A 19,644-nucleotide genomic window follows, 5' to 3' on the forward strand; every position below is an offset into this window, starting at 1 on the left:
CTGCGCGACCGCCTAGAAAGGAAGCCGCTCATGCAACGCATTCTTTTTATCTGCTATGGAAATATCTGTCGCTCGACGATGGCTGAGTCCGTGTTTACCGAGCTAGTGCGGCGCGCCGGGCGCGCGGGCGAGTTTGTCATTGATTCCGCTGCGACCTCGACCGAGGAGATCGGCAACCCGCCACACCACGGCACCATTGCCAAACTACGCGAGGTCGGGATTCCCGTCGTCGCACATCGCGCGCGTCAGGTGCGTCGCGCGGAGTATGGCGACTGGGACCACATTGTCTATATGGACGACGAGAATGCCTGCGGCCTGCACCGTATCTTTGGCAAGGACCCCGATGGCAAGATCTCGCGCCTGCTCGATTGGACCGATCGCCCCGGCGACGTGGCCGACCCCTGGTACACCGGCAATTTCGATGCCACCTACCGCGATGTGCTCGCCGGTTGCACCGCTATGCTCGAGCAGCTGTAGGTTCGTGGGCGCACGAACCGCGCCCACGGCATAAATCGAGCGTAGATTTTCTCCCACTTTGAGCGCTCGAGTGCGCTCTAAACGGGAGAAAATCCACGCTCATGAATGTGACAAAGGGACTGCCCCTTTGCCACATCCGGGACTGGCCCTAGACCGGCTTGACCTCCAGCTTTATCCCCTCGGCGCAGGAGTCGCCCAAAACATCCGAAAGGGCCCAGGTCGCATATAGCGGCAAATAGAGAACCGCTCCGTTGCGCTCAACGTTGCCTCTCGAGAAAACAATCCCGAGCCTTACGCCATATTCAGCCGTATCAAGCACATGACCGAGCGCAGCGTGCGCGTGGTAATAGGAGCCCGATTTAACCTCGATCGGAACAGCCGTCCCATCCGGCCCATCGACCACAAAGTCCACTTCACCGCGCTTTTTTGTCTGATAGTAGTAAAGCTGGCGATTTTGGGCAGCCAGCTGCTGGGCCACCACGTTTTCGTAAATGCCGCCCAGATTGGGCTCCTTGCTATCAAGATACGCCGCTTGGGCGACTCCAACGGGGTAGCGCGCCATCAACATGCCCGTATCCGATTGGTATAGCTTGAACTGCGATGGCCGTGCCGTCTTGAGCAGGGGCGACTTTGGCTCGGTTACGATATCGGCTTTGAGAGCAACGCCGGCATCGACAAGCCAGACAAAATCTCGCTGGTACTTCTCATAATGCGCCTTGGGGTCAATGGAATTGAGCACGAAACGCTTGTGTTCGCCCTCAAGCATAATGGGGAGCTGATCGTAGATGCTCTGCACCTGAAGGGCACGCCCGCTTGCATACTTGGAAATATCCCGTCGGTACTGTTCGTTGAGCTCGGACTGTAGCTGACGAACAGAGGCAAGGTCGCCCTGCGTGTCAAGGAAACGCTGCACGACCTCCGGCATTCCGCCGACAACGGTATAGGTCCTGAAGTTTGCCATCATCGCGTCATGAATGTAATCAGGAATGGGCCTCTCGCTGATACACGCGTCACGTATCGTTTGGCGAGCCCCCTCGCTCACTCCGGTTGCCCAGCAAAACTCCTCAAAATCGAGCGGGAACATCCTAAGCTCGTGGACATACCCCACGGGATAGGACCTGACGCCCTTGAACTGGGTCCCGAGCATTGACCCCGAAAACGCCCAGCGGCACCTCCCGTCCTCAACAAGGAACTTTGCCATCGTCATGATGTCGGGGGCCTCTTGGACCTCATCGATAAACACGAGCGTTTTGCCTGGTGCAATCGACTTTCCCGAAAGAAGCGTCACCCTGCTGATGAAATCATCGGCATCCCGCGCCTCGAGAAGAGCATCTTTTGCCTGGCGATTTTCCATGAGGTTAAGCTCGATGTAGGTTGCATGGTTGGCTTTGCCAAATGCGCGAATCGAATAGCTTTTGCCGATCTGGCGAGAACCCGTGATGAATAAGGCCTTTTGCTCGGTAGACTTCAGCCAACGCTCCAGCTCTGCCGCTATTTTCCTACGCAGCATAGGCTCTCCCCTCAATATCATCGAATGAAATGCAGAGTTTATATACTTGATTATCGATGAAATGCAGAGTTTTTAGAACCTAAAATCGGCTGAAATGCAGAGATTTGATATTACAAGCATAATAGAAGGAGCACCACCGGCGAATGTGACAAAGGAACTGTCCCTTTGTCACATTGCGCTCAACTACTCGTCGACGATCTCGGCGAGCCAGACGTTGAGGGTGTCGACCTCGGGGCAGCAGAACTTTGCCGTACCGGGCTCGTTGCCGGGCACGGTTCCGCCATAGCGCAGGATATCGATATAGGGAAAGCCCACATGGCAGGCCATGGCGCACATCTTGCCGCGGTCTCGGTCGAAGTCAAAAACGTCGCCCGGCTTGTGACCGTGGTGGCAGCGGCACGCACCCAGCTGGTCCACGCAGCTCACGCGGATACACGGACGCTTGCCACGCGGCGCGCCGAGCGGCCTGTTCTCGTCCGCAGGCTTGACGCCGCCCTCGCCAGCATTACTCATGGTCAATCACATCCAGGCAGGCCTCGATGGGAAGGCCGGCGGACTTATCCTCCTGGTCGGCATTGCGCTCGATAAGCTCCGCTACCACGCGCATGGCATCGGACGTCGCGCGCTGCAGACTCCAGCCTGCCATAACGCGGCCGACGAGCACCGCCGAGAACGTGTCGCCCGTACCCGGGAAATAAACCGGAATGAGCTCAAAGGGAATCGTGAAGTACTCCCCCGCCACATGGTCGTAACCGATAACCGCGTTCGTGCCATTGACCACGGCGCTCGTAATGACCACCGACTTGGCACCCAGCTCGCGCACGGCGTCCACAAGGGCGCGGGCCTCATCGGGCGTGATCTGCTCTGCAATAGGCGTATCGGCGAGCAGACAGGCCTCGGTGTAGTTGGGCACCGCGTAGTCTGCGCACTCCAGCAGGTGCCGCATAAGGCCAATCGTGGACTCGGGCACACCGGCATAGAGCTTGCCGTTGTCGCCCATGATGGGATCGACGAACACCTTGGTGCCCTTTTGCGCGCGGCGGTGGCAAAAGTCCGAGATGATGCGCGTCTCTTCCTCGGTCACGATAAAGCCGGTCGAGATGGCGTCGAACTCAAAGCCGAGCTCCTCCCAAATGGCAAGACTCTGACGCACGTACTCCGTGGTGTCGTGGATGTAGAACTTGGGGTAGTTGAGCGTATCGGAAACAAGGGCCGTCGGCAGGTTGTGGATGCGATAGCCCATATGCGACAGCACCGGCAGCATGGCGGAAAGCGCGACCTTGCCGTAGCCGCACATATCGTTGATCAGCAGCAGCTGAGTGTTCTTCATGAGGGTCTCCCTTGGTTCGGGCACGGCGCAGCAGCGCCACAGTGCGACTAAGTGTAGCGCAGGGAGCACGGCAGGCGGGCGCTGGTGCCGTGGAGGTCGAATTGTTGCGGAAAGGTTACGGGAAGGAAGTTAGTCGTTGGGGACGTTCTTAAATGACTAGTCAAACAAGAACGTCCCCAACGACTACCGAAGCGGACCGTGGCGGAATCACAGGTTGAGGACGGACAGCGAAAACGCTCCTAGGCGAGCAAGGTGGCGTGAAAGAGGAGGGCATAGGCCTTGTGGCCATGCCCGACGATTGAACGCCAGATTGCCGCTTAGGAGCGTTTGCAGCGTCGGCCGGTTACGGCGTTTGGTAAAACGCCGTAACTATAAGGTCATGCCGCCGAAGTTGAAAGGCAGATTGCCGCTCTGGCGGGTTTGCAGCGTCGAGCCGTTACGCGGTTTGGTAAAACCGCGTAACCACTAGTTTGGTACCTTGACATTCATTTCTCATGCTCCTAGATTGGTTAGGCACAAAACAATTCCACTACCTAACTAAAGAAAGGAGCAACACTAATTCATGTGCGATGAACCTCTTAACCTTTGTTCGCACGAGCCCGGCGGCGACCCGTCACAGCCGGCGGATGCACCCGAAGCGGTTAGCTCAGAAGACAAGCTTGCCAAGCGAATCCTCAATGGGCTTGGGTTTTGCGGCCATTACATGCATTTTCATGGCGGAGGCGTGTCCGGCAAGGCGCCCATCATCTGCCTGCTGGCCAAGCAACCCGGCGGCGAGATCTCGCAGCAGGAACTCGGCATGCACTTTGACCTCAAGCCGGGGTCGCTTTCCGAGATCCTGTCCAAGCTCGAGCTCAACGGCCTCATCGAGCGCAGCCGTAACCCCAAGGATCGACGGCAGCTCACCATTCGCCTGACCGAAACCGGCCGGGAAAACGCCCGCATCGACCAGGCAGCCCGCATTCGCTTTAGAGAGCAGGCCTTTAGCGCGCTCACCCACGACGAGCGCGAGGACCTCGCCGAAATGCTCGATAAAATCCGTGTAACCTGGGAGGAACTGGATGATTAAAACCCTCATGGGCAGCATCCGCGACTATATGAAAGTCACTGTTGCCACGCCATTGCTCGTGCTTGGCGAGGTGCTCTGCGAGATGCTGATTCCATTTATCACTGCCAACCTGATCGACGCCATCAAAGACGGCGCCACCGTAGCCGAAATGCTTCCCACCGCGGGCTTTTTGGTGCTCATCGCGCTGACGTCGCTTGCTTTTGGCGCCGCTGCCGGCGTCACCTGCAGCCATGCGAGTTGCGGCTTCGCTAAGAACCTGCGTCACGATCTGTTCTACAAGATCCAGACGTTCAGCTTTGCCAACATCGATGAGTTCTCGAGCTCCTCGCTCGTCACGCGCCTGACCACCGATATCAACAACGTGCAGCAGGCCTTTATGATGATCATCCGTATCGCCGTGCGCGCGCCGCTGGTATTGATCTTCGCCTTTACCATGGCATTTATCATGGGCGGCAGCGTCGCCATGGTCTACCTGGTCATCATTCCGCTGCTGGGCTTTGGGCTGTTCTTTATCATCTTTAAGGTGCGTCCCATCTTCTCGCGCGTGTTCCACAAGTACGACGCCCTTAACGAGTCCGTCGAGGAAAACGTCACCGGCATGCGCGTGGTCAAGAGCTATGTGCGCGAAGACTTTGAGAAGGAGAAGTTCGCGACCGCCGCACGCGACGTCCAAATGGACTTCACCCGCGCCGAGAAGCTGCTGGCCTTTAACAACCCCATGATGAACATCTGCGTCAACGGCGCGTTCGTCGTCATCATCTACCTGGGCTCCAAGCTCATCATCACGAGCCAGGGCACCCTGTTCGACGTGGGCCAGCTCTCCTCGATCTTTACCTATGGCTTCCAGATCCTTATGAGCCTGATGCAGCTGTCGATGATCTTTGTCATGGTGACCATGGCCGACGAATCGGCGCACCGCATCACCGAGGTGCTAGCCGCCGAGCCCACGATCGCCGATCCCGCCGAGCCCGTGCTCGAGGTTGCCGACGGTTCCATCGACTTTGACCACGTGAGCTTTAAGTATTCCGCGCATGCGAAGCGCCAGGCGCTCGACGATATCGACCTGCACATTAAGAGCGGCGAGACCATCGGCATCATCGGCGGCACCGGCTCGGCCAAGTCCACGCTTGTAAACCTCATCGCCCGCCTGTACGACGCCACCGAGGGCACCGTGCGCGTGGGCGGCATGGACGTGCGCGACTACGACTTGGACGCCTTGCGCCACCAAGTGGCCATGGTGCTACAGAAAAACGTGCTGTTTAGCGGCACCATCGCCGAGAATCTGCGCTGGGGCGACCCGAACGCCACCGACGAGGAGGTCCGCGAGGCGGCACATCTGGCCTGCGCCGACGAGTTTGTCGACGGCTTCCCCAAGGGCTATGACACCTGGATCGAACAGGGCGGCTCCAATGTTTCCGGCGGTCAGAAGCAGCGCCTGTGCATTGCGCGCGCCCTGCTGCGTCGCCCCAAGATCTTGATCCTGGACGACTCCACCAGCGCCGTCGACACCAAGACCGACGCCAAGATTCGCGCAGGGCTGGCAAGCTATCTGCCCAACACGACCAAGCTCATCATCGCCCAGCGCATTAGCTCCGTGCAGGATGCAGACCGCATCATCGTCATGGAGGGCGGCCGCATCGCGCAGATCGGCAACCACGATGAGCTGCTCAAGACGAGCGAGATCTACCGCGAGACCTTTACCTCGCAGAACAAGATGTCTGCCGAGGGCGAAGAGGCCGTCGAAGCCGACACCGAGGCATCCGCAACACAAGCTCAGACCCAGGAAGGAGGCGAGGCACATGAGTAAGGCAACGACCGCCGAGCGCGCGCTCAACCGCAAGGGTGGCACCATGTCGCGCCTCATCAAGACGCTCTTTGGCTTCTACCCCGTGCTTTTGCCCCTCGTCGTCGTCGGCGTGGTGCTCTGCGCCATCATCAACTCCATCGGCGCGACCTTCCTTCAGAGCGCCCTGCAGATTATTAGCGAATCGTGGCAGTCGGGCGATTGGGAAGCTGCACAGCCCAAGATCGCACAGCTCGTGACCACCCTCGCCTGCATCTACGGCGTCGGCATCCTGTCCTCGCTCTTCTGGAACCGCGCCATGGCCATCGTCACGCAGGGCTCGCTCGAGAAGCTGCGCGAGAAGATGTTCAACCGCATGCAGGACCTGCCGATCCGCTACTTCGACACGCACCAGCGCGGCGACATCATGAGCCACTACACAAACGACATCGACACGCTGCGCCAGATGATCAGCCAGTCGCTGCCCAACCTGCTCATGACGACCATCGTCATCGTCACGGTGTTCTTTATCATGCTGTACTACAGCGTTTGGATGTGCCTGGTCATTGTGGCAGGCGTCGCCTTTATGACCTTTATGACCAAGCTGCTCGGCTCCAACTCCGCGCGCTTCTTTATCGCGCAGCAGACCGAGCTCGGCGTTGTCGAGGGCCATATCGAGGAAGTCATGAACGGCCAGAAGGTCGTCAAGGCATTCTGCCACGAGTCTGCCGCCGAGGCCGATTTTGACGAGCGCAACGAAAAGCTCTTCGAGGTCTCGCAAAAGGCCAACATGTACGCCAACATCCTCATGCCTATCCTTATGAACCTGGGCAACCTGCTCTACGTGCTGGTCGCACTGGCAGGCGGCATTTTCCTGGCGCTGGGCGTGCCCAACCTGAGCATCTCGGGCATGACGCTGTCCATCGCCGTCGTAGTGCCGTTCCTCAACATGACCAAGCAATTCTGCGGACAGATCGGTCAGATCTCGCAGCAGATCAACGCCGTGGTCATGGGACTCGCCGGCGCCGACCGCATCTTTGAGCTCATCGACGAGAAGCCCGAAGCCGACGAAGGCTATGTGACGCTCGTCAACGCGCAGGTGAACCCCGATACTTGGCAGCTCGAGGAGGCCGACCACCACACCGGCATGTGGGCATGGAAACATCCGCACCGCGCAACCGGCGAGATCGAGTACGTACCGCTGCGCGGCGATCTGGTCATGGACAACGTCGACTTTGGCTACACGCCCGACCACGAGGTGCTGCACGGCGTGTCTGTGTTTGCCAAGCCGGGCCAGAAGGTCGCGTTTGTCGGCGCCACCGGTGCCGGCAAGACGACCATCACCAACCTCATCAACCGCTTCTACGACATCGCCGACGGCAAAATCCGTTACGACGGCATCAACGTCAACAAGATCCGCAAGGCCGACCTGCGCCGCTCGCTGGGCGTCGTGCTACAGGACGTGAACCTGTTCACCGGCACCGTGATGGATAACATCCGCTACGGCAACCTGGACGCCACCGACGAGGAGTGCATCGCAGCGGCCAAGCTCGCGGGCGCGGATGACTTTATCACCCGCCTGCCCGACGGCTACGATACCATGCTCACCGGCAACGGCGCGCAGCTGTCGCAGGGCCAGCGTCAGCTGATTTCGATCGCACGCGCCGCCGTCGCCGATCCGCCGGCAATGATTCTGGACGAGGCCACGTCGAGCATTGACACCCGCACCGAGGCTATCGTGCAAGCGGGCATGGACAAGCTCATGGAGGGCCGCACGACGTTTGTCATCGCGCACCGTCTGTCCACCGTGCGCAACTCCGACGCGATCATCTGCCTGGACCACGGCCGCATTATCGAGCGCGGTAACCACGACGAGCTGATCGCCAAGCGTGGGTATTACTACCAGCTCTATACCGGAGCGTTTGAGCTGGAGTAGTTCGGCTCGCCGAGATGGCCGATTTACCGCTCGTTCGTCGGACATGATCCCAAGGTCAATGCCCACCTCTTTCGGGGCAAATCGACTCATCTCAACGGCCCAAACACAATGCGCCGCAACGAATAAAGCCTCCGCAGCCACACGAGCTGCGGAGGCTTTATTCATGCCGGCCGGAAACCGTATCCCACTTTTCGGGCCCAAAATGGGATGCCGTTTCCCGCTGGGCCCCCTCCGGGAAACGGCATCCCATTTCAAGGGCATAAACCGGGATGTGGTTTCCCCTAACGGCACCTTTGGGAAGCCGCATCCCACTCTAGACGCACAAAACGGGATGAGCTTTCCCATGGTGATCCAAGACCAGAAGCATGTCCGATAGCGCGGCCAGGTCAAGAACAACAAGGCAAGCGTCACGCCAATTTGGACGAGCGTCTGCTGCAGTTTGAGGCTGCTGGCCCATATGGTAGAGTTAACCACCCATGAATTTCAGCACACTGCGTGCTACCTGTTCTTTTGTCATTTAGGGGAGTGAACTTGTGAATACTTCTGTCGCCAAGAAGGCCGGCCAGGCGGTGCGCCTGCTCATGATGGTGCTCACGGCAGTTCTCATCTTCTTCTTCATCAATGTTATGCTGCTCGTCTCCGATATCCAGGGCACGGCGCGTGTGGTCAACTACGCCGGTCTGGTGCGCGGTACCACGCAGCGAATCGTTAAGCTCGAGGATGCGGGCCAGCCTCAAGATGACCTGCTCAAAGCCGTGGATTCATACATCAACGGTTTGCGTTACGGAAGTGACGACCTCAACCTCGTCCGTCTCGACGACGATGAGTATCAGGCAAAAATGACCGAGCTTGCAAATTATTTTGATGAGCTTTGCACCGAGATCATCCGTGTGCGCGAAGTCGGCTACGAGAACACCGACATCATCTCCATGAGCGAGAAATTCTTTGGCATTTGCGACGATGCTACGCGACTCGCAGAGGACTACTCTCAGGAGAAGGCGTCGGCGCTCAACTATCTCGAGGGCTTGGTGATCATCGACATCGTGGGCTTGGTGGCGACCTTTGCGGTCGAACTCGTTCGCGCGGTGCGCACCGCCGCGCTCAATCGCGAACTGCAGAGCAAAGTCTATCTCGACGAAGCCACGGGGCTGCCCAACAAGAACAAGTGCGAGGAGATCTTGGGGCAGGAGCAGCCTGTCTCCGCGGAGGAGCCCGTTGCGGTGTGCGTCTTCGACCTTAACAATCTGCATATGGTCAATAACAACTTCGGCCATGAGAAGGGCGATGAATACATTCGCTCTTTTGCCCAACAACTGGGAAGTGTGGCGTCGGAGACGTGCTTTGTGGGTCGCGACGGCGGCGATGAGTTTATCGCGGTGCTGCGGGATGCCGACCGAGCCGCTGTGGAATCTTGTCTCACTCGGATTCGCGCGAACGTGAACGAGTATTCCGAAGTCCACCCCGATATGCCCATCAGCTACGCGGTGGGCTATGCGCTTTCCAGCGATTTTGACGAGCCGCCTACCATGCGCGAACTCTTTTCCCAGGCCGACAAGAACATGTACGTCGATAAGAACCGCGTAAAGACAGCCGAGGCAGCCGGGCCGCAACGCGAGGACCGCTAAACCCGTAGCAAAGGGTAGCTAATTTGGGACGGGACTCTTTTGGCTACTTGAGGAGTTGGGCCATGGCGTTGACGAATTTTTGTACTTGGAGGGTGGGCTCGAGCGGATAGTGCAAAAAGACCGGCACCTCTCGCCCGCACAGGAACGGCACGCCCACAAAGGCCGGGTGCACCCCCGACCATGCGCCGCAGGTGAGCACCGCGTCGCCCTTTTCCTCTGCCTCGTTAAAGAGCACAAAGTCAAAGCTGTCCACGTCGATCACGTCTACGCCGCCGTCGGCCAACAGATCGATACGCAGACTGTCCATAGCGTCGTTGCCGTGACGGAGCACGCGCAGGCGCATGCCCTCTAAGTCGGCAACTGTGATGCGCGTCTTGCGCGCCAGCGGGCTCGTGCGCGGCAGGTCGATATAAAACGGCACGTTAACGATGCGAAGCTTTTGGCAGGCGTCGCCCCAGCGTGGAGTAGAAAAACTCGACTGCACTACATCCACCTCGCGGCCCAAGCTGCGCATGACGGATTCGCGCTCGTCATAGAGGTCGCTTACCGGCACGATCTCAAATCGCAGCGATGGTTCCAGATCGTGGATGTCCGTCCACATCGACAGCGTTTGGCGCCCCGGGCACATCATCGACACGCCCAGACGCACGGCACCGCCATCGCCCGCCGCGCGTCGGGCGCGACGCAGCGTATCCTCGGACTGCCGCATGATCGAGCGCGCGTCGTCCACCAGCAGAGCGCCCGCCGGCGTCACCTTAACACCCGAATGCGAGCGCTCGAACAACGTGATGCCAAACTCGGCCTCGAAGCCCGACACCTGCTTGACGAGCGCCGGGGTCGACACGCGCAATTTTGCCGCCGCACGCGAGAAGCTTCCCAGCTCCGCGGCGGCCGATATGGCCTCGAGTCGTCGATCGTACACGTCAATCTCCCGTTTCCAGACGCATGGCAATGAACTGCCGAAGGGGGTCGTTTTGGCAGGTCACGCGCTCAATTGAGAAAAAACTGCATCGCACAGTATAAACCTACGGTTAACGCCATTCTAACAAATATGCAATTCACCTGCGCAAATGCAAAGCATACGATAACCAGCGAAAACCACGTGGGTCGGTTAATGGGAGCGACCCACCGGGAGGCACAAGAAGGGAAGTTCCTATGAGCAATTGGCTTAAGCTCGAGGGCGATGTCTGCGCCGTGACTGGCGCGCTCGGCGGTATGGGCGTCGAGATTTGCCGCGAGTTCGCCCGCAACGGCGCCAACGTCGTCCTGCTCGACCTGGACGAGGAGAAGGTCAAGGCTGCTGCCGCCGACCTCGCTGCCGAGTTTGGCATCCACGCCGAGGGTTACAAGATGAACGCCACCGACGAGGCCGAGGTTCAGGCCGCCGTCGACGCCACCATCGCCGACTTCGGTCGCGTCGACGTCCTCGTCAACACCGCCGGTATCCTGCGCTTCGCCGCCATGGAGGACCTGCCGCTCTCCGACTGGAATGAGGTCATCAACGTCAACCTCACCGGCTACTTCATCACCTCGCAGCGCTTTGGTCGCGAGATGATCAAGGCCGGCCAGGGCCGCCTGGTGCACATCTCGACCGTCGCCAGCCACTCCCCCGAGACGTTCTCGGGCGTGTACAGCTCCACCAAGGCGGGCGTCAACATGATGTCCAAGATGCTGGCTGCCGAGTGGGGCCCCTACGGCGTGCGCTCCAACTGCGTCGAGCCTTGCTTCGTTAAGACCCCGATGTCAGCCAACTTCTACGCCGATCCCGAGGTCGAAAAGAGCCGCAGCCGTCTGATCGCCACGCGTCGCATCGGCGAGGTCAGCGATATCGCCAACGCCGTCATGTTCCTGGCGTCCAAGCGCTCGGACTTTACCACCGGCGACGCCATCAAGGTCGATGGCGGCTTCTCCAATATGATGGGCGACCTCACCGCCAAGCCCGGCGGCCGTCGCGCCTATGCCGACAACTACCTTAAGAACAAGGGTGTCGAGCTCTGGTCCGATGAGTCCGGCGTCGCCAAGCCGACCGACCAGTAAACCAACCTGACAGGGAGGCCCCGCGGACACGCCCGCTCCTCCCCCGTATCGATTAGAAAGAGTCAAATGGCTTCCAGCAACTCCAACAAGGGTCGCGCCGTCGTGCTTTCCGCCGCGTGCGTCACCATGTTCTTTATCAGCTCCATCGCGCTGTACTCCGTCGTGAGCAAAAACCTGCTCGCCGTCTATCCCGAGTGGTCCAGCGCCCTCACCTGGGCCTTCCCCGTCTTCCAGACCATCATGGCCGTGACGGGCATCTTCGCCGGCCGCATCTCCGATAAGATTGGCCCGCGCAACGTCGTGATCGCCGCCGCCGTGTGCTACGGCCTGGGCTGGTTCATGTCCGGCACCGTCACCGAGCCGTGGCAGTTCTACCTGTGGTTCTCGCTTGTCGCCGCCGTCGGCAACGGCCTGGGCTACAACCCGGCGCTCACCACCGGCCAAAAGTGGTTCATCGACAAGAAGGGCCTCGCCTCCGGCATCACCCTGGCCGCTTCGACCGCCGGTCCCGCCGTGCTGTCCCCGGTTCTCGCCTCGTTGCTCATCCCGAGCCTGGGCATCTTCGGTGCCCTTAAGGCACTCGGCGTCATCTTCTTTGTGATGATCGCCGCCTCCGCCCTGTTCCTGAAGGCCCCCGAGGCCGGCTGGCTGCCCGAGGGCTTCGAGGCCCCCAAGGGCGGCGCGCACGCCGGCACCTTCGGCGACCTCACCCCGGGTGAGATGGTCAAGACCCCGCGCTTCTGGGTCCTCATCATCACCTTCGCCTTTGCCGCCACCGCCGGCACCCTGCTCGTCGGCAAGGTTGCTTCCATCGCCGCCGTCCAGCTCTTCGCCGATCCCACGAGCGCCGCTGCCGTCGCCCTCGGCGGTGTGGTCGTCTCCGTCAACACCTGCGCCAACCTGGTCGGCCGTCTGTCCTTTGGTCAGATCATCGACAAGCTCGGTGCCTACAAGTCGCTGCTCATCAGCCTTGTCGTCACCATCGTCGCGCTCGTCATCATGTCGATGAGCTTTACGCAGAGCATGTTCTTCGTGGCGCTCGCCCTGCTCGGCTTTAGTTTTGGCGCCCTGCTCGTCATCTACCCGCCGCTCACCGGTGGCGCTTTCGGTACCAGCAACATCGGCGTCAACTACGGCATCATGTTCCTGGGTTACGCCGCTTCCACCTGGATCAGCCAGCCCATCACTGCCGTGCTGTATCACGCCGAGGCCGGCAGCGCCGCCTACCAGCAGTCCTTCTACGGCGCCATCGTGATCGCCGCCATCGCCGTCGTGCTCACCGTCTACATGATGGTCTCCGACAGCAAGAAGAAGTCCGCCTAGTTTTACCGACGTGACAAAAGGACTGCCCCTTTGTCACATTCCACCGGCCACCAGTATTAAGGAGTCGAAATGTCTGAGCTCAATCCCGTCCGCATTGCCGTTATCGGCGCCGGCGCCATGGGCCGCAACCACATCCGCTTTGTCACCGAGGAGCCCGAGGCCGAGCTCGTCGCCATCGCCGACGCCTTTGAGGGCGCCCGCGCCACGGCCGAGGCCGCCGGCGTGCCGTTTTACACCGATCCCGCCCAGATGATGGACGAGGTCAAGCCCGAGGCCGTCATTATCGCCACCCCCAACGACCTGCACCTGGGCGTTGCTCGCGAGGCTGTGAAGCGCAATATCGTGCCGTTGGTCGAAAAGCCGATCTCCAACGACCTGGAGGATGCCCAGGCTTTCGCTGCCGAGGCCGAGACCGCCGGCGTGCCCGTGCTCGTGGGCCAGCACCGTCGCCACAACCCCTTCGTCAACAAGGCCAAGGAGATCATCGAGTCCGGCGAGCTGGGCAAGCTCACCGTGTCGAGCTTCCACTACATGATCTATAAGAATGACGAGTATTTCGATGTCGAGTGGCGCCGCAAGAAGGGTGCCGGCCCGATCCTGGTCAACCTGGTGCACGACGTCGACCTGCTCCGTTACCTGCTGGGCGAGCCCGTTGCCGTCCAGGGTATGCAGTCCAGCGCCGCCCGCGGTTTTGAGACCGAGGACTCCGCCGTGGTCAACGTCCGTTTTGCCGATGGCGCGCTCGCAAGCATGACCATCTCCGACGCCACCGCCAGCCCCTGGAACTGGGAGGCCACCGCCCGCGAGGATCCGCAGTACCGCCCCTTCGACGCCGACGCCTACTTTATCGGCGGCACTAAGGGCGCCCTGTCGCTGCCCCGCCTGCACCAGTTCTCCTACGACGGCGCCTCTAACTGGCACAAGCCGCTGCAGATGGAGATTCCGGCCGTCGACCCGGCACTGCCGCACAAGATGCAGCTCAAGCACTTTGTGAAGGTTGTCCGCCGCGAGGTCGAGCCCGTCGTGACCCCCGCCGATAACGTCAAGACGCTCACGCTTCTCAACGCCATCAAGGAGGCCGCCGAGACCGGCCAGCTCGTCGAGCTGTAATGCCTTAAAAGCGACCGCGGCAGAAACCCCATGCCAAGCCCCTCGGTCCGCTACCAACAAGCCCCTCTTCTTTGCCCCGCGAGCAGCCTCCTGCCCGCGGGGCATTTTGCTACCTTGCCGACGATTTTTCTGGGACGGGGGCCATTTTGCGCCTCAGCTTGGTTCGTTCGCCACGAAATGGGCCTATCTACTACGTTTAACTGACCGCCCTCAACCATGCCGAATTTCCTAAAATCAAAAGCGCAGGTAGACGGCTTGCGCATTCTCGGAAAACCGGGGGATGGTCGACCCATACGGTTCAAACGTAGTAGATAGGTCGTTTTCGTGGCGCGGGCCCAAAACAGTCTTTTGAAACGGGTGGTATCCTTGGTAGCCCTGTGCTGCAAACGCACCTTAAACGCAAGGAGTCCCATGGATCTTATCGCCCAGCTCGCCCACGAGCTCAACCTTAAGGCCGCCAACATCGAGGCAGCCGTCAAGCTCATCGACGAGGGCAACACCATCCCCTTTATCTCGCGCTACCGCAAGGAAGCCACAGGCGGAATGGACGACGTCGCCCTGCGCGCACTCGACGAGCGCCTGTCCTACCTGCGCAATCTTGAACAGCGCAAAGAGGACGTCATTCTGCTCATCGACGCCCAGGGCAAACTTACGCCCGAGCTCGAACAGCAAATTCGCGAGGCCACGCAGCTCCAGCGTGTCGAGGACCTCTACAAGCCCTACCGCAAAAAGCGCATGACCCGCGCACAGAAGGCCCGCGAGGCAGGCCTGGAGCCACTTGCCAACATGGTCATCATGCAGGCCTCGGCCAAGGGCAGCGCGCTCGACGCCGCCGCGGCATACGTCAACGAGGAAGCCGGCTTCGACACGCCCGAGAAGGCGCTCGCCGGCGCGGCGGACATCGTGGCCGAGACGGTGGCCGAGGACCCCGAGAACGTCGCCGACCTGCGTGCCTTTACGCAAAACACCGCAGACATCGTCGTCGAGGCCACCGACCCCACCGAGAAGACCCCCTACGAGCCGTACTACAGCTATGATGAGCCGCTGCGCCGTATACCCAACCACCGCGTGCTGGCTATCGACCGCGGTGAGCGCGAGGGCAAGCTCCGCGTGCGCGTGAACGTCGACGGCGCCGCCGCCACGGCACGCCTCGGCAGCCGTTGGCCCCGACGCCAGGGCGTCTTCGCGCCCGTCTTTGACGCCGCCATCGCCGACGGCTACAAGCGCCTCATGGCCCCCTCGCTGGAGCGCGAGGCCCGCGCCAAACTCACCGTCCGTGCGCAGACCGAGGCCATCAATGTCTTTGCCAAGAATCTCGAGGGCCTGCTCTCGGCACGCCCCGTGCGCGGCGCCCGCGTGCTCGCGCTCGATCCGGGCTACCGCACCGGCTGCAAGGTCGCCGTCATGGACGAGACCGGCAAGCTGCTCGACCACGGCGTGGTCTATCCCACCAAGCCGCGCCACGACGTCGCCGGCACCAAGCGCGAGCTCGCCCGCCTCGTCAAAAAGGACAGCGTCAACACCATCGTCATCGGCAACGGCACCGCCAGCCGCGAGACCGAGGAAGTCGTCTCGGAGTTCATCGCCGAGCAGGCGCCTGAGCTGCGATACACCATCGTCAACGAGGCCGGCGCATCGGTGTACTCCGCCTCCGAGCTCGCCAGCCAGGAGTATCCCGATCTGGACGTCACCGTGCGTGGCGCCATGAGCCTGGGCCGCCGTCTACAGGACCCGCTGGCAGAGCTCGTCAAGATCCCGCCCCAGTCCATCGGCGTTGGCCAGTACCAGCACGACCTTGACCAGGCCGAGCTTTCGCGCACTCTGGGCCACGTGGTGGAGGACGTCGTCAACCGCGTGGGCGTCGACGTGAATACCGCGAGCGCAAGCCTGCTGGGATACGTATCGGGCATCACGCCGAGCGTGGCCAAAAACATCGTGGCCTACCGCGAGGAAAACGGTGCCTTTACCGATCGCCGCCAGCTCAAGAAGGTCCCCAAGCTGGGGCCCAAGGCATACCTCAACGCCGCGGGTTTCCTGCGCATCAGCGGCGGCAAGAACCCGCTCGACGCGACGAGCGTCCACCCCGAGAGCTACGAGGTGGCCACGTCCGTCCTGGAACGCGCCGGCGTTAAAGCAAGCGAGCTCAGCCGCGGCGGCGTGCCCGACATCGAGCGCCGTCTGGGCAGCATCTCGGCGCTGGCAAGCGACCTGGACTGCGGCACCCTAACGCTCATCGACATCGTTAACGAGCTCAAGAAGCCCGGCCGCGACCCGCGCGACGACGCGCCCGAGGTGGTCTTTAGCCGCTCGGCGCTTTCCATCGACGTCCTAGAGCCCGGCATGGAACTCAAGGGCACGGTGCGCAACGTTGTGGACTTTGGCGCCTTCGTCGACGTGGGAGTGCACCAGGACGGCCTCGTACATATCTCTAAGCTGGCCAACCGCTTTGTCAAGCACCCCAGCGACGTCGTGCGCGTCGGTGACACGGTCAAGGTGTGGGTCGAAAAGGTCGATCGCGACCGCAAGAAGATCTCACTCACCATGGTACAGGGCAAGTAAACCGCCTAAAGCAAGGGTCCCCCCCCTCTCGCGATGTGCAAAATCGCGAGTATTCTGCAAATTCCACCGTTCCGGATGCCCCTCAGAGACGAAAAAGCAAAAAACAGCCCCCGTTTTAGCGTCGTCAGAGCCAAAACGGGGGCCGTTTCATGCTTCGGTTAACTGATAAAGACCTTTACCTTGCTGAATACTCTCGATTTTGCACGGCGCAGGCGGGGGTACCTTTGCCCACGGCAGGATATGGAAGCCAAGCGCCAACTTGCTGGCAAGCTCGTGCCGGCAGCCCCGGCCTTCCCTTTCCCTAGCGCGACCCTCGCGAAGCGCGTGAGCGATAGGGAAAGGAAAGGCCGGGGCGAGCAGCCCGCGGCGTAGCCAGTGTTCGCGTTACGGCAGAATATGGAAGCCCAAAGCGGCGATATCCTTGGCAAAACCGCGCACGGTATCGAGCGAGACCTCGTACGGGTCGCGACCAATGTTCTTGCGCTTGGCCAGGATGCTGTTGGGCACCGTGATGATCTGGCAACCGCAGGCCTCGGCCTGGTAAATGTTGATGAGCTCGCGCGTGGACGCCCACAGGACCTCGCAGTTGGGCTTTGCGGCGGCCTTCTTCACCGACTCCGTCATAAACGGAATGGGATCGACGCCGGTATCGGCGATGCGACCGGCAAAGAGCGAAATGATGGACGGCGTCTCGGTGTCAACGGCCTCGACCATCTCATCGACCTGCGTAGGCGTAAAGATGGTGGTGACGTTGACCTTGATGCCGTCGGCCGAAAGCTTGCGCACCAGCTCGGCGGTGGACTCGCCCTTGGTGGTCACGCACGGAATCTTGACGTAGACGTTCTCGGCCCAGGTAGCAATCTCGAGCGCCTCGACCTCCATGGTCTCGACGTCGTCGGCAAAGACCTCAAACGAGACGGACACATCGGTGATGTGGGTCAAGACCTCTTTGGCAAACGCGCGGTAATCCGTCACGCCACCCTTCTTCATAAGGGACGGGTTGGTCGTGAAACCCTGAACGTTGCCGTTCTCGTACATGTCGAGCATGCCCTCGAGGTTTGCACCGTCAGCGAACACCTTGATTGCCATCTGCCTGATTCCTTTCGCTAGCATACGGCCGATAAACTGCTAAACACTTTACCTATGTTTATCAAGGCGTGAGCTGCGGGTTTTTATCTTCTCGGCGAACGGTATAAACACCTCAGTGTTTGGATTGATAAATCGATTGAGCATGCAAAAGCAAAGAGTCGCAGTTTGAGCAAACGTCAGAACGCGGGATTCATTAGATGAGGCCGAAATGCTGCATCGCCGTGACGGTGCCGTCGTGTGCGACATCGTCGGTCACGTAGTCGGCGACCGCCTTGACCTCAGGCATGGCGTTGCCCATGGCGACAGCCGTCTCGACCGCAGCGAGCATGCCCAGGTCGTTACCCGAATCGCCGAAGCCAAAGGTGCGTGCGTTGCCGGTGCGACCCAGGTATTCCAGCGCTCGCGCCACGCCCACGCCCTTGTCGATGCCCTTGGGGCTCAGCTCGCGATTCTGACCACCGGTGTTGCACAGCTCAAACTCGCGATCGATAAAGCCATCATCGTTGGCTACGCGAGCCAGGTCGCTCGCGACGATGCCTACCTTGCCCACGCGCAGACGGCCGTCGACGCGCATTTCCTCGGTGCTGTGCACCACAGAAGTGCCGATCAGAGACGACTGCTCAACACCCGCGGGTTCCAGGGCAAAAGTAGCCACGTTGGTCTCGAAAAAGGCTTCAATCCCTGCCGCGGCCATACGGCGTGCAAGCTCCTCAACAATGTCTTCGTCAAAGCAGTCCTCATACACCACGCGGCCCTCGACCTCGAGCGTGGCGCCCGCCATGGCAACGACGCCCGCGGGGTCGAGCGCACGCAAGCTATCGGCGATGAGCCACAGGGGGCGACCCGTGCAGATAAACGCCTTGTGTCCCGCGTCGCGCAGACGATGAAACGCCTCGACGACCGCCTGCGAGGGACGAACCGCCGAAAAGTCCTTGTCGGTCATGTTGTCGGGATCGAACGACGTCAGCGTGCCGTCCACGTCAAAAAAGAGCACGGCGGAATCGGGGCACGCATCAATCATATGGGTTCCTTTCGAGGATAAGGGCAAACGAAGCATCCATCATATAATGGAGCGACGCAACCAGAGAGGTCACCCATGGAATTTTACGCAAGCTGCCCCGAGGGCTTTGAGTCCGCACTCGCCGATGAGCTTAAACGCCTCGGGCTTTCGCATGTTCGCCGGCTGAAGGGCCGCGCTACATTTGAGGGCGAGCTCGAGCAAGGCTACCGCGCCTGTCTGTGGTCGCGCCTGGCGAGCCGCGTGTTTGTGGTGCTTGGGCGCTTTGAGGCGCAGGATGCCGATGAGTTGTACGACGGCGTTTACGACATCGCCTGGGAGAATATCGTCCGCCCCGGCGCTACCATCGCCATCACCGCCCGCGGCGTGACCGAGCAGCTGCGCAACACGCGCTTCTCGGCTCTGCGCGCCAAGGACGCGCTGTGCGATCGCCTGGCCGAGGCCACGGGTCGCCGTGCCGACGTCGATGCCGCCGATCCCGACGTTCACCTGCTGCTTTCGCTGCGCCAACGTCGCGCGAGCATCAGCCTGGACCTTTCGGGCGACCCGCTGTTCAAGCGTCTGCCGCCCGCGGCGACCCGCGCCGGCGAGGGCGTGCACGTGCTACGCCCCGACTACGCCGCCCTGGTGTTGGCGCAGATCGGCTGGACCGCACTGTGCGAGCGCGAGCTGACGGCCGACGACTACGAGAACGAGGCTCTGCCCACGTTGATCGACGCCTCGTGCGCCGGCGGCGGCCTGCTGCTGGAGGCAGTGAATATTCTGACCGACCACGCTC

16 protein-coding genes are annotated in these 19,644 nt (G+C 60.8%); 10 read left to right on the top strand and 6 right to left on the bottom strand.

What is annotated here, in order from left to right; all coding sequences use genetic code 11:
- Positions 1-30: 30 nt before the first annotated feature.
- Positions 31-477, top strand: coding sequence for a low molecular weight protein-tyrosine-phosphatase (locus AB5405_RS00170; protein ID WP_368137151.1), 447 nt, complete (start codon positions 31-33; stop codon positions 475-477).
- Positions 478-625: 148 nt separating this feature from the next.
- Here the strand turns inward: AB5405_RS00170 and AB5405_RS00175 are convergent, their stop codons facing one another.
- The 3 genes from AB5405_RS00175 to AB5405_RS00185 all read right to left on the bottom strand — a co-directional run bounded on the left by AB5405_RS00175 (position 626) and on the right by AB5405_RS00185 (position 3,317).
- Positions 626-1,987, bottom strand: coding sequence for an ATP-binding protein (locus tag AB5405_RS00175; RefSeq protein ID WP_368137152.1), 1,362 nt, complete (start codon positions 1,985-1,987; stop codon positions 626-628).
- Positions 1,988-2,170: 183 nt separating this feature from the next.
- Positions 2,171-2,500 (bottom strand): TIGR04076 family protein, encoded by a 330-nt coding sequence (locus AB5405_RS00180; RefSeq protein ID WP_368137153.1) that lies wholly within the window; start codon positions 2,498-2,500, stop codon positions 2,171-2,173.
- Positions 2,493-3,317: a PfkB family carbohydrate kinase gene (locus AB5405_RS00185; RefSeq protein WP_117797594.1), complete on the bottom strand. Its 825-nt coding sequence runs from the start codon at positions 3,315-3,317 to the stop codon at positions 2,493-2,495. Before AB5405_RS00185 ends, AB5405_RS00180 begins: the two co-directional genes overlap by 8 nt.
- A 562-nt stretch (positions 3,318-3,879) precedes the next feature.
- Between AB5405_RS00185 and AB5405_RS00190 the strand changes: the two genes are divergently transcribed.
- The 4 genes from AB5405_RS00190 to AB5405_RS00205 all read left to right on the top strand — a co-directional run bounded on the left by AB5405_RS00190 (position 3,880) and on the right by AB5405_RS00205 (position 9,730).
- Positions 3,880-4,386 carry a MarR family winged helix-turn-helix transcriptional regulator gene (locus AB5405_RS00190; protein ID WP_368137154.1) on the top strand — a complete coding sequence of 169 codons (507 nt, stop codon included), beginning with the start codon at positions 3,880-3,882 and terminating at the stop codon, positions 4,384-4,386.
- Positions 4,379-6,193, top strand: a complete 1,815-nt coding sequence (locus tag AB5405_RS00195; RefSeq protein WP_368137155.1) for an ABC transporter ATP-binding protein — start codon at positions 4,379-4,381, stop codon at positions 6,191-6,193. The genes AB5405_RS00190 and AB5405_RS00195 overlap by 8 nt, the downstream gene beginning before the upstream one ends.
- Entirely contained in the window at positions 6,186-8,105 is a 1,920-nt protein-coding gene (locus AB5405_RS00200; RefSeq protein ID WP_368137156.1) for an ABC transporter ATP-binding protein, read from the top strand. Before AB5405_RS00195 ends, AB5405_RS00200 begins: the two co-directional genes overlap by 8 nt.
- A 533-nt stretch (positions 8,106-8,638) precedes the next feature.
- On the top strand, positions 8,639-9,730 hold the full coding sequence (locus AB5405_RS00205) for a GGDEF domain-containing protein (protein ID WP_368137157.1): 1,092 nt from the start codon (positions 8,639-8,641) through the stop codon (positions 9,728-9,730).
- 43 nt (positions 9,731-9,773) lie between these two features.
- Here the strand turns inward: AB5405_RS00205 and AB5405_RS00210 are convergent, their stop codons facing one another.
- Complete coding sequence (locus AB5405_RS00210; protein WP_368137158.1) at positions 9,774-10,652, bottom strand: LysR family transcriptional regulator; 879 nt, start codon at positions 10,650-10,652, stop codon at positions 9,774-9,776.
- 233 nt (positions 10,653-10,885) lie between these two features.
- Here AB5405_RS00210 and AB5405_RS00215 point away from each other — a divergent pair, with 233 nt between their 5' ends.
- The 4 genes from AB5405_RS00215 to AB5405_RS00230 all read left to right on the top strand — a co-directional run bounded on the left by AB5405_RS00215 (position 10,886) and on the right by AB5405_RS00230 (position 16,759).
- Complete coding sequence (locus AB5405_RS00215; protein ID WP_196033465.1) at positions 10,886-11,767, top strand: SDR family NAD(P)-dependent oxidoreductase; 882 nt, start codon at positions 10,886-10,888, stop codon at positions 11,765-11,767.
- Positions 11,768-11,833: 66 nt separating this feature from the next.
- Positions 11,834-13,090 (top strand): MFS transporter, encoded by a 1,257-nt coding sequence (locus tag AB5405_RS00220; protein WP_368137159.1) that lies wholly within the window; start codon positions 11,834-11,836, stop codon positions 13,088-13,090.
- A 69-nt stretch (positions 13,091-13,159) separates the two neighbouring features.
- Positions 13,160-14,200, top strand: coding sequence for a Gfo/Idh/MocA family protein (locus AB5405_RS00225; RefSeq protein WP_006235665.1), 1,041 nt, complete (start codon positions 13,160-13,162; stop codon positions 14,198-14,200).
- A gap of 411 nt (positions 14,201-14,611) precedes the next feature.
- Positions 14,612-16,759, top strand: coding sequence for a Tex family protein (locus AB5405_RS00230; RefSeq protein WP_368137161.1), 2,148 nt, complete (start codon positions 14,612-14,614; stop codon positions 16,757-16,759).
- A gap of 384 nt (positions 16,760-17,143) precedes the next feature.
- Here AB5405_RS00230 and AB5405_RS00235 read toward each other — a convergent pair whose 3' ends face one another.
- Positions 17,144-17,848 carry a transaldolase gene (locus tag AB5405_RS00235; RefSeq protein WP_368137162.1) on the bottom strand — a complete coding sequence of 235 codons (705 nt, stop codon included), beginning with the start codon at positions 17,846-17,848 and terminating at the stop codon, positions 17,144-17,146.
- A gap of 193 nt (positions 17,849-18,041) precedes the next feature.
- Positions 18,042-18,869 (bottom strand): HAD-IIB family hydrolase, encoded by an 828-nt coding sequence (locus AB5405_RS00240; RefSeq protein ID WP_368137163.1) that lies wholly within the window; start codon positions 18,867-18,869, stop codon positions 18,042-18,044.
- A 75-nt stretch (positions 18,870-18,944) separates the two neighbouring features.
- On the opposite strand from AB5405_RS00240, the gene AB5405_RS00245 reads away from it, so the two are divergent.
- Positions 18,945-19,644 (top strand): THUMP domain-containing class I SAM-dependent RNA methyltransferase (locus AB5405_RS00245; RefSeq protein ID WP_368137164.1); only part of this gene is annotated, 700 nt, incomplete at its 3' end.

Source organism: Collinsella aerofaciens (assembly GCF_040920445.1).
In the GTDB taxonomy this organism is placed as follows: domain Bacteria; phylum Actinomycetota; class Coriobacteriia; order Coriobacteriales; family Coriobacteriaceae; genus Collinsella; species Collinsella aerofaciens_BH.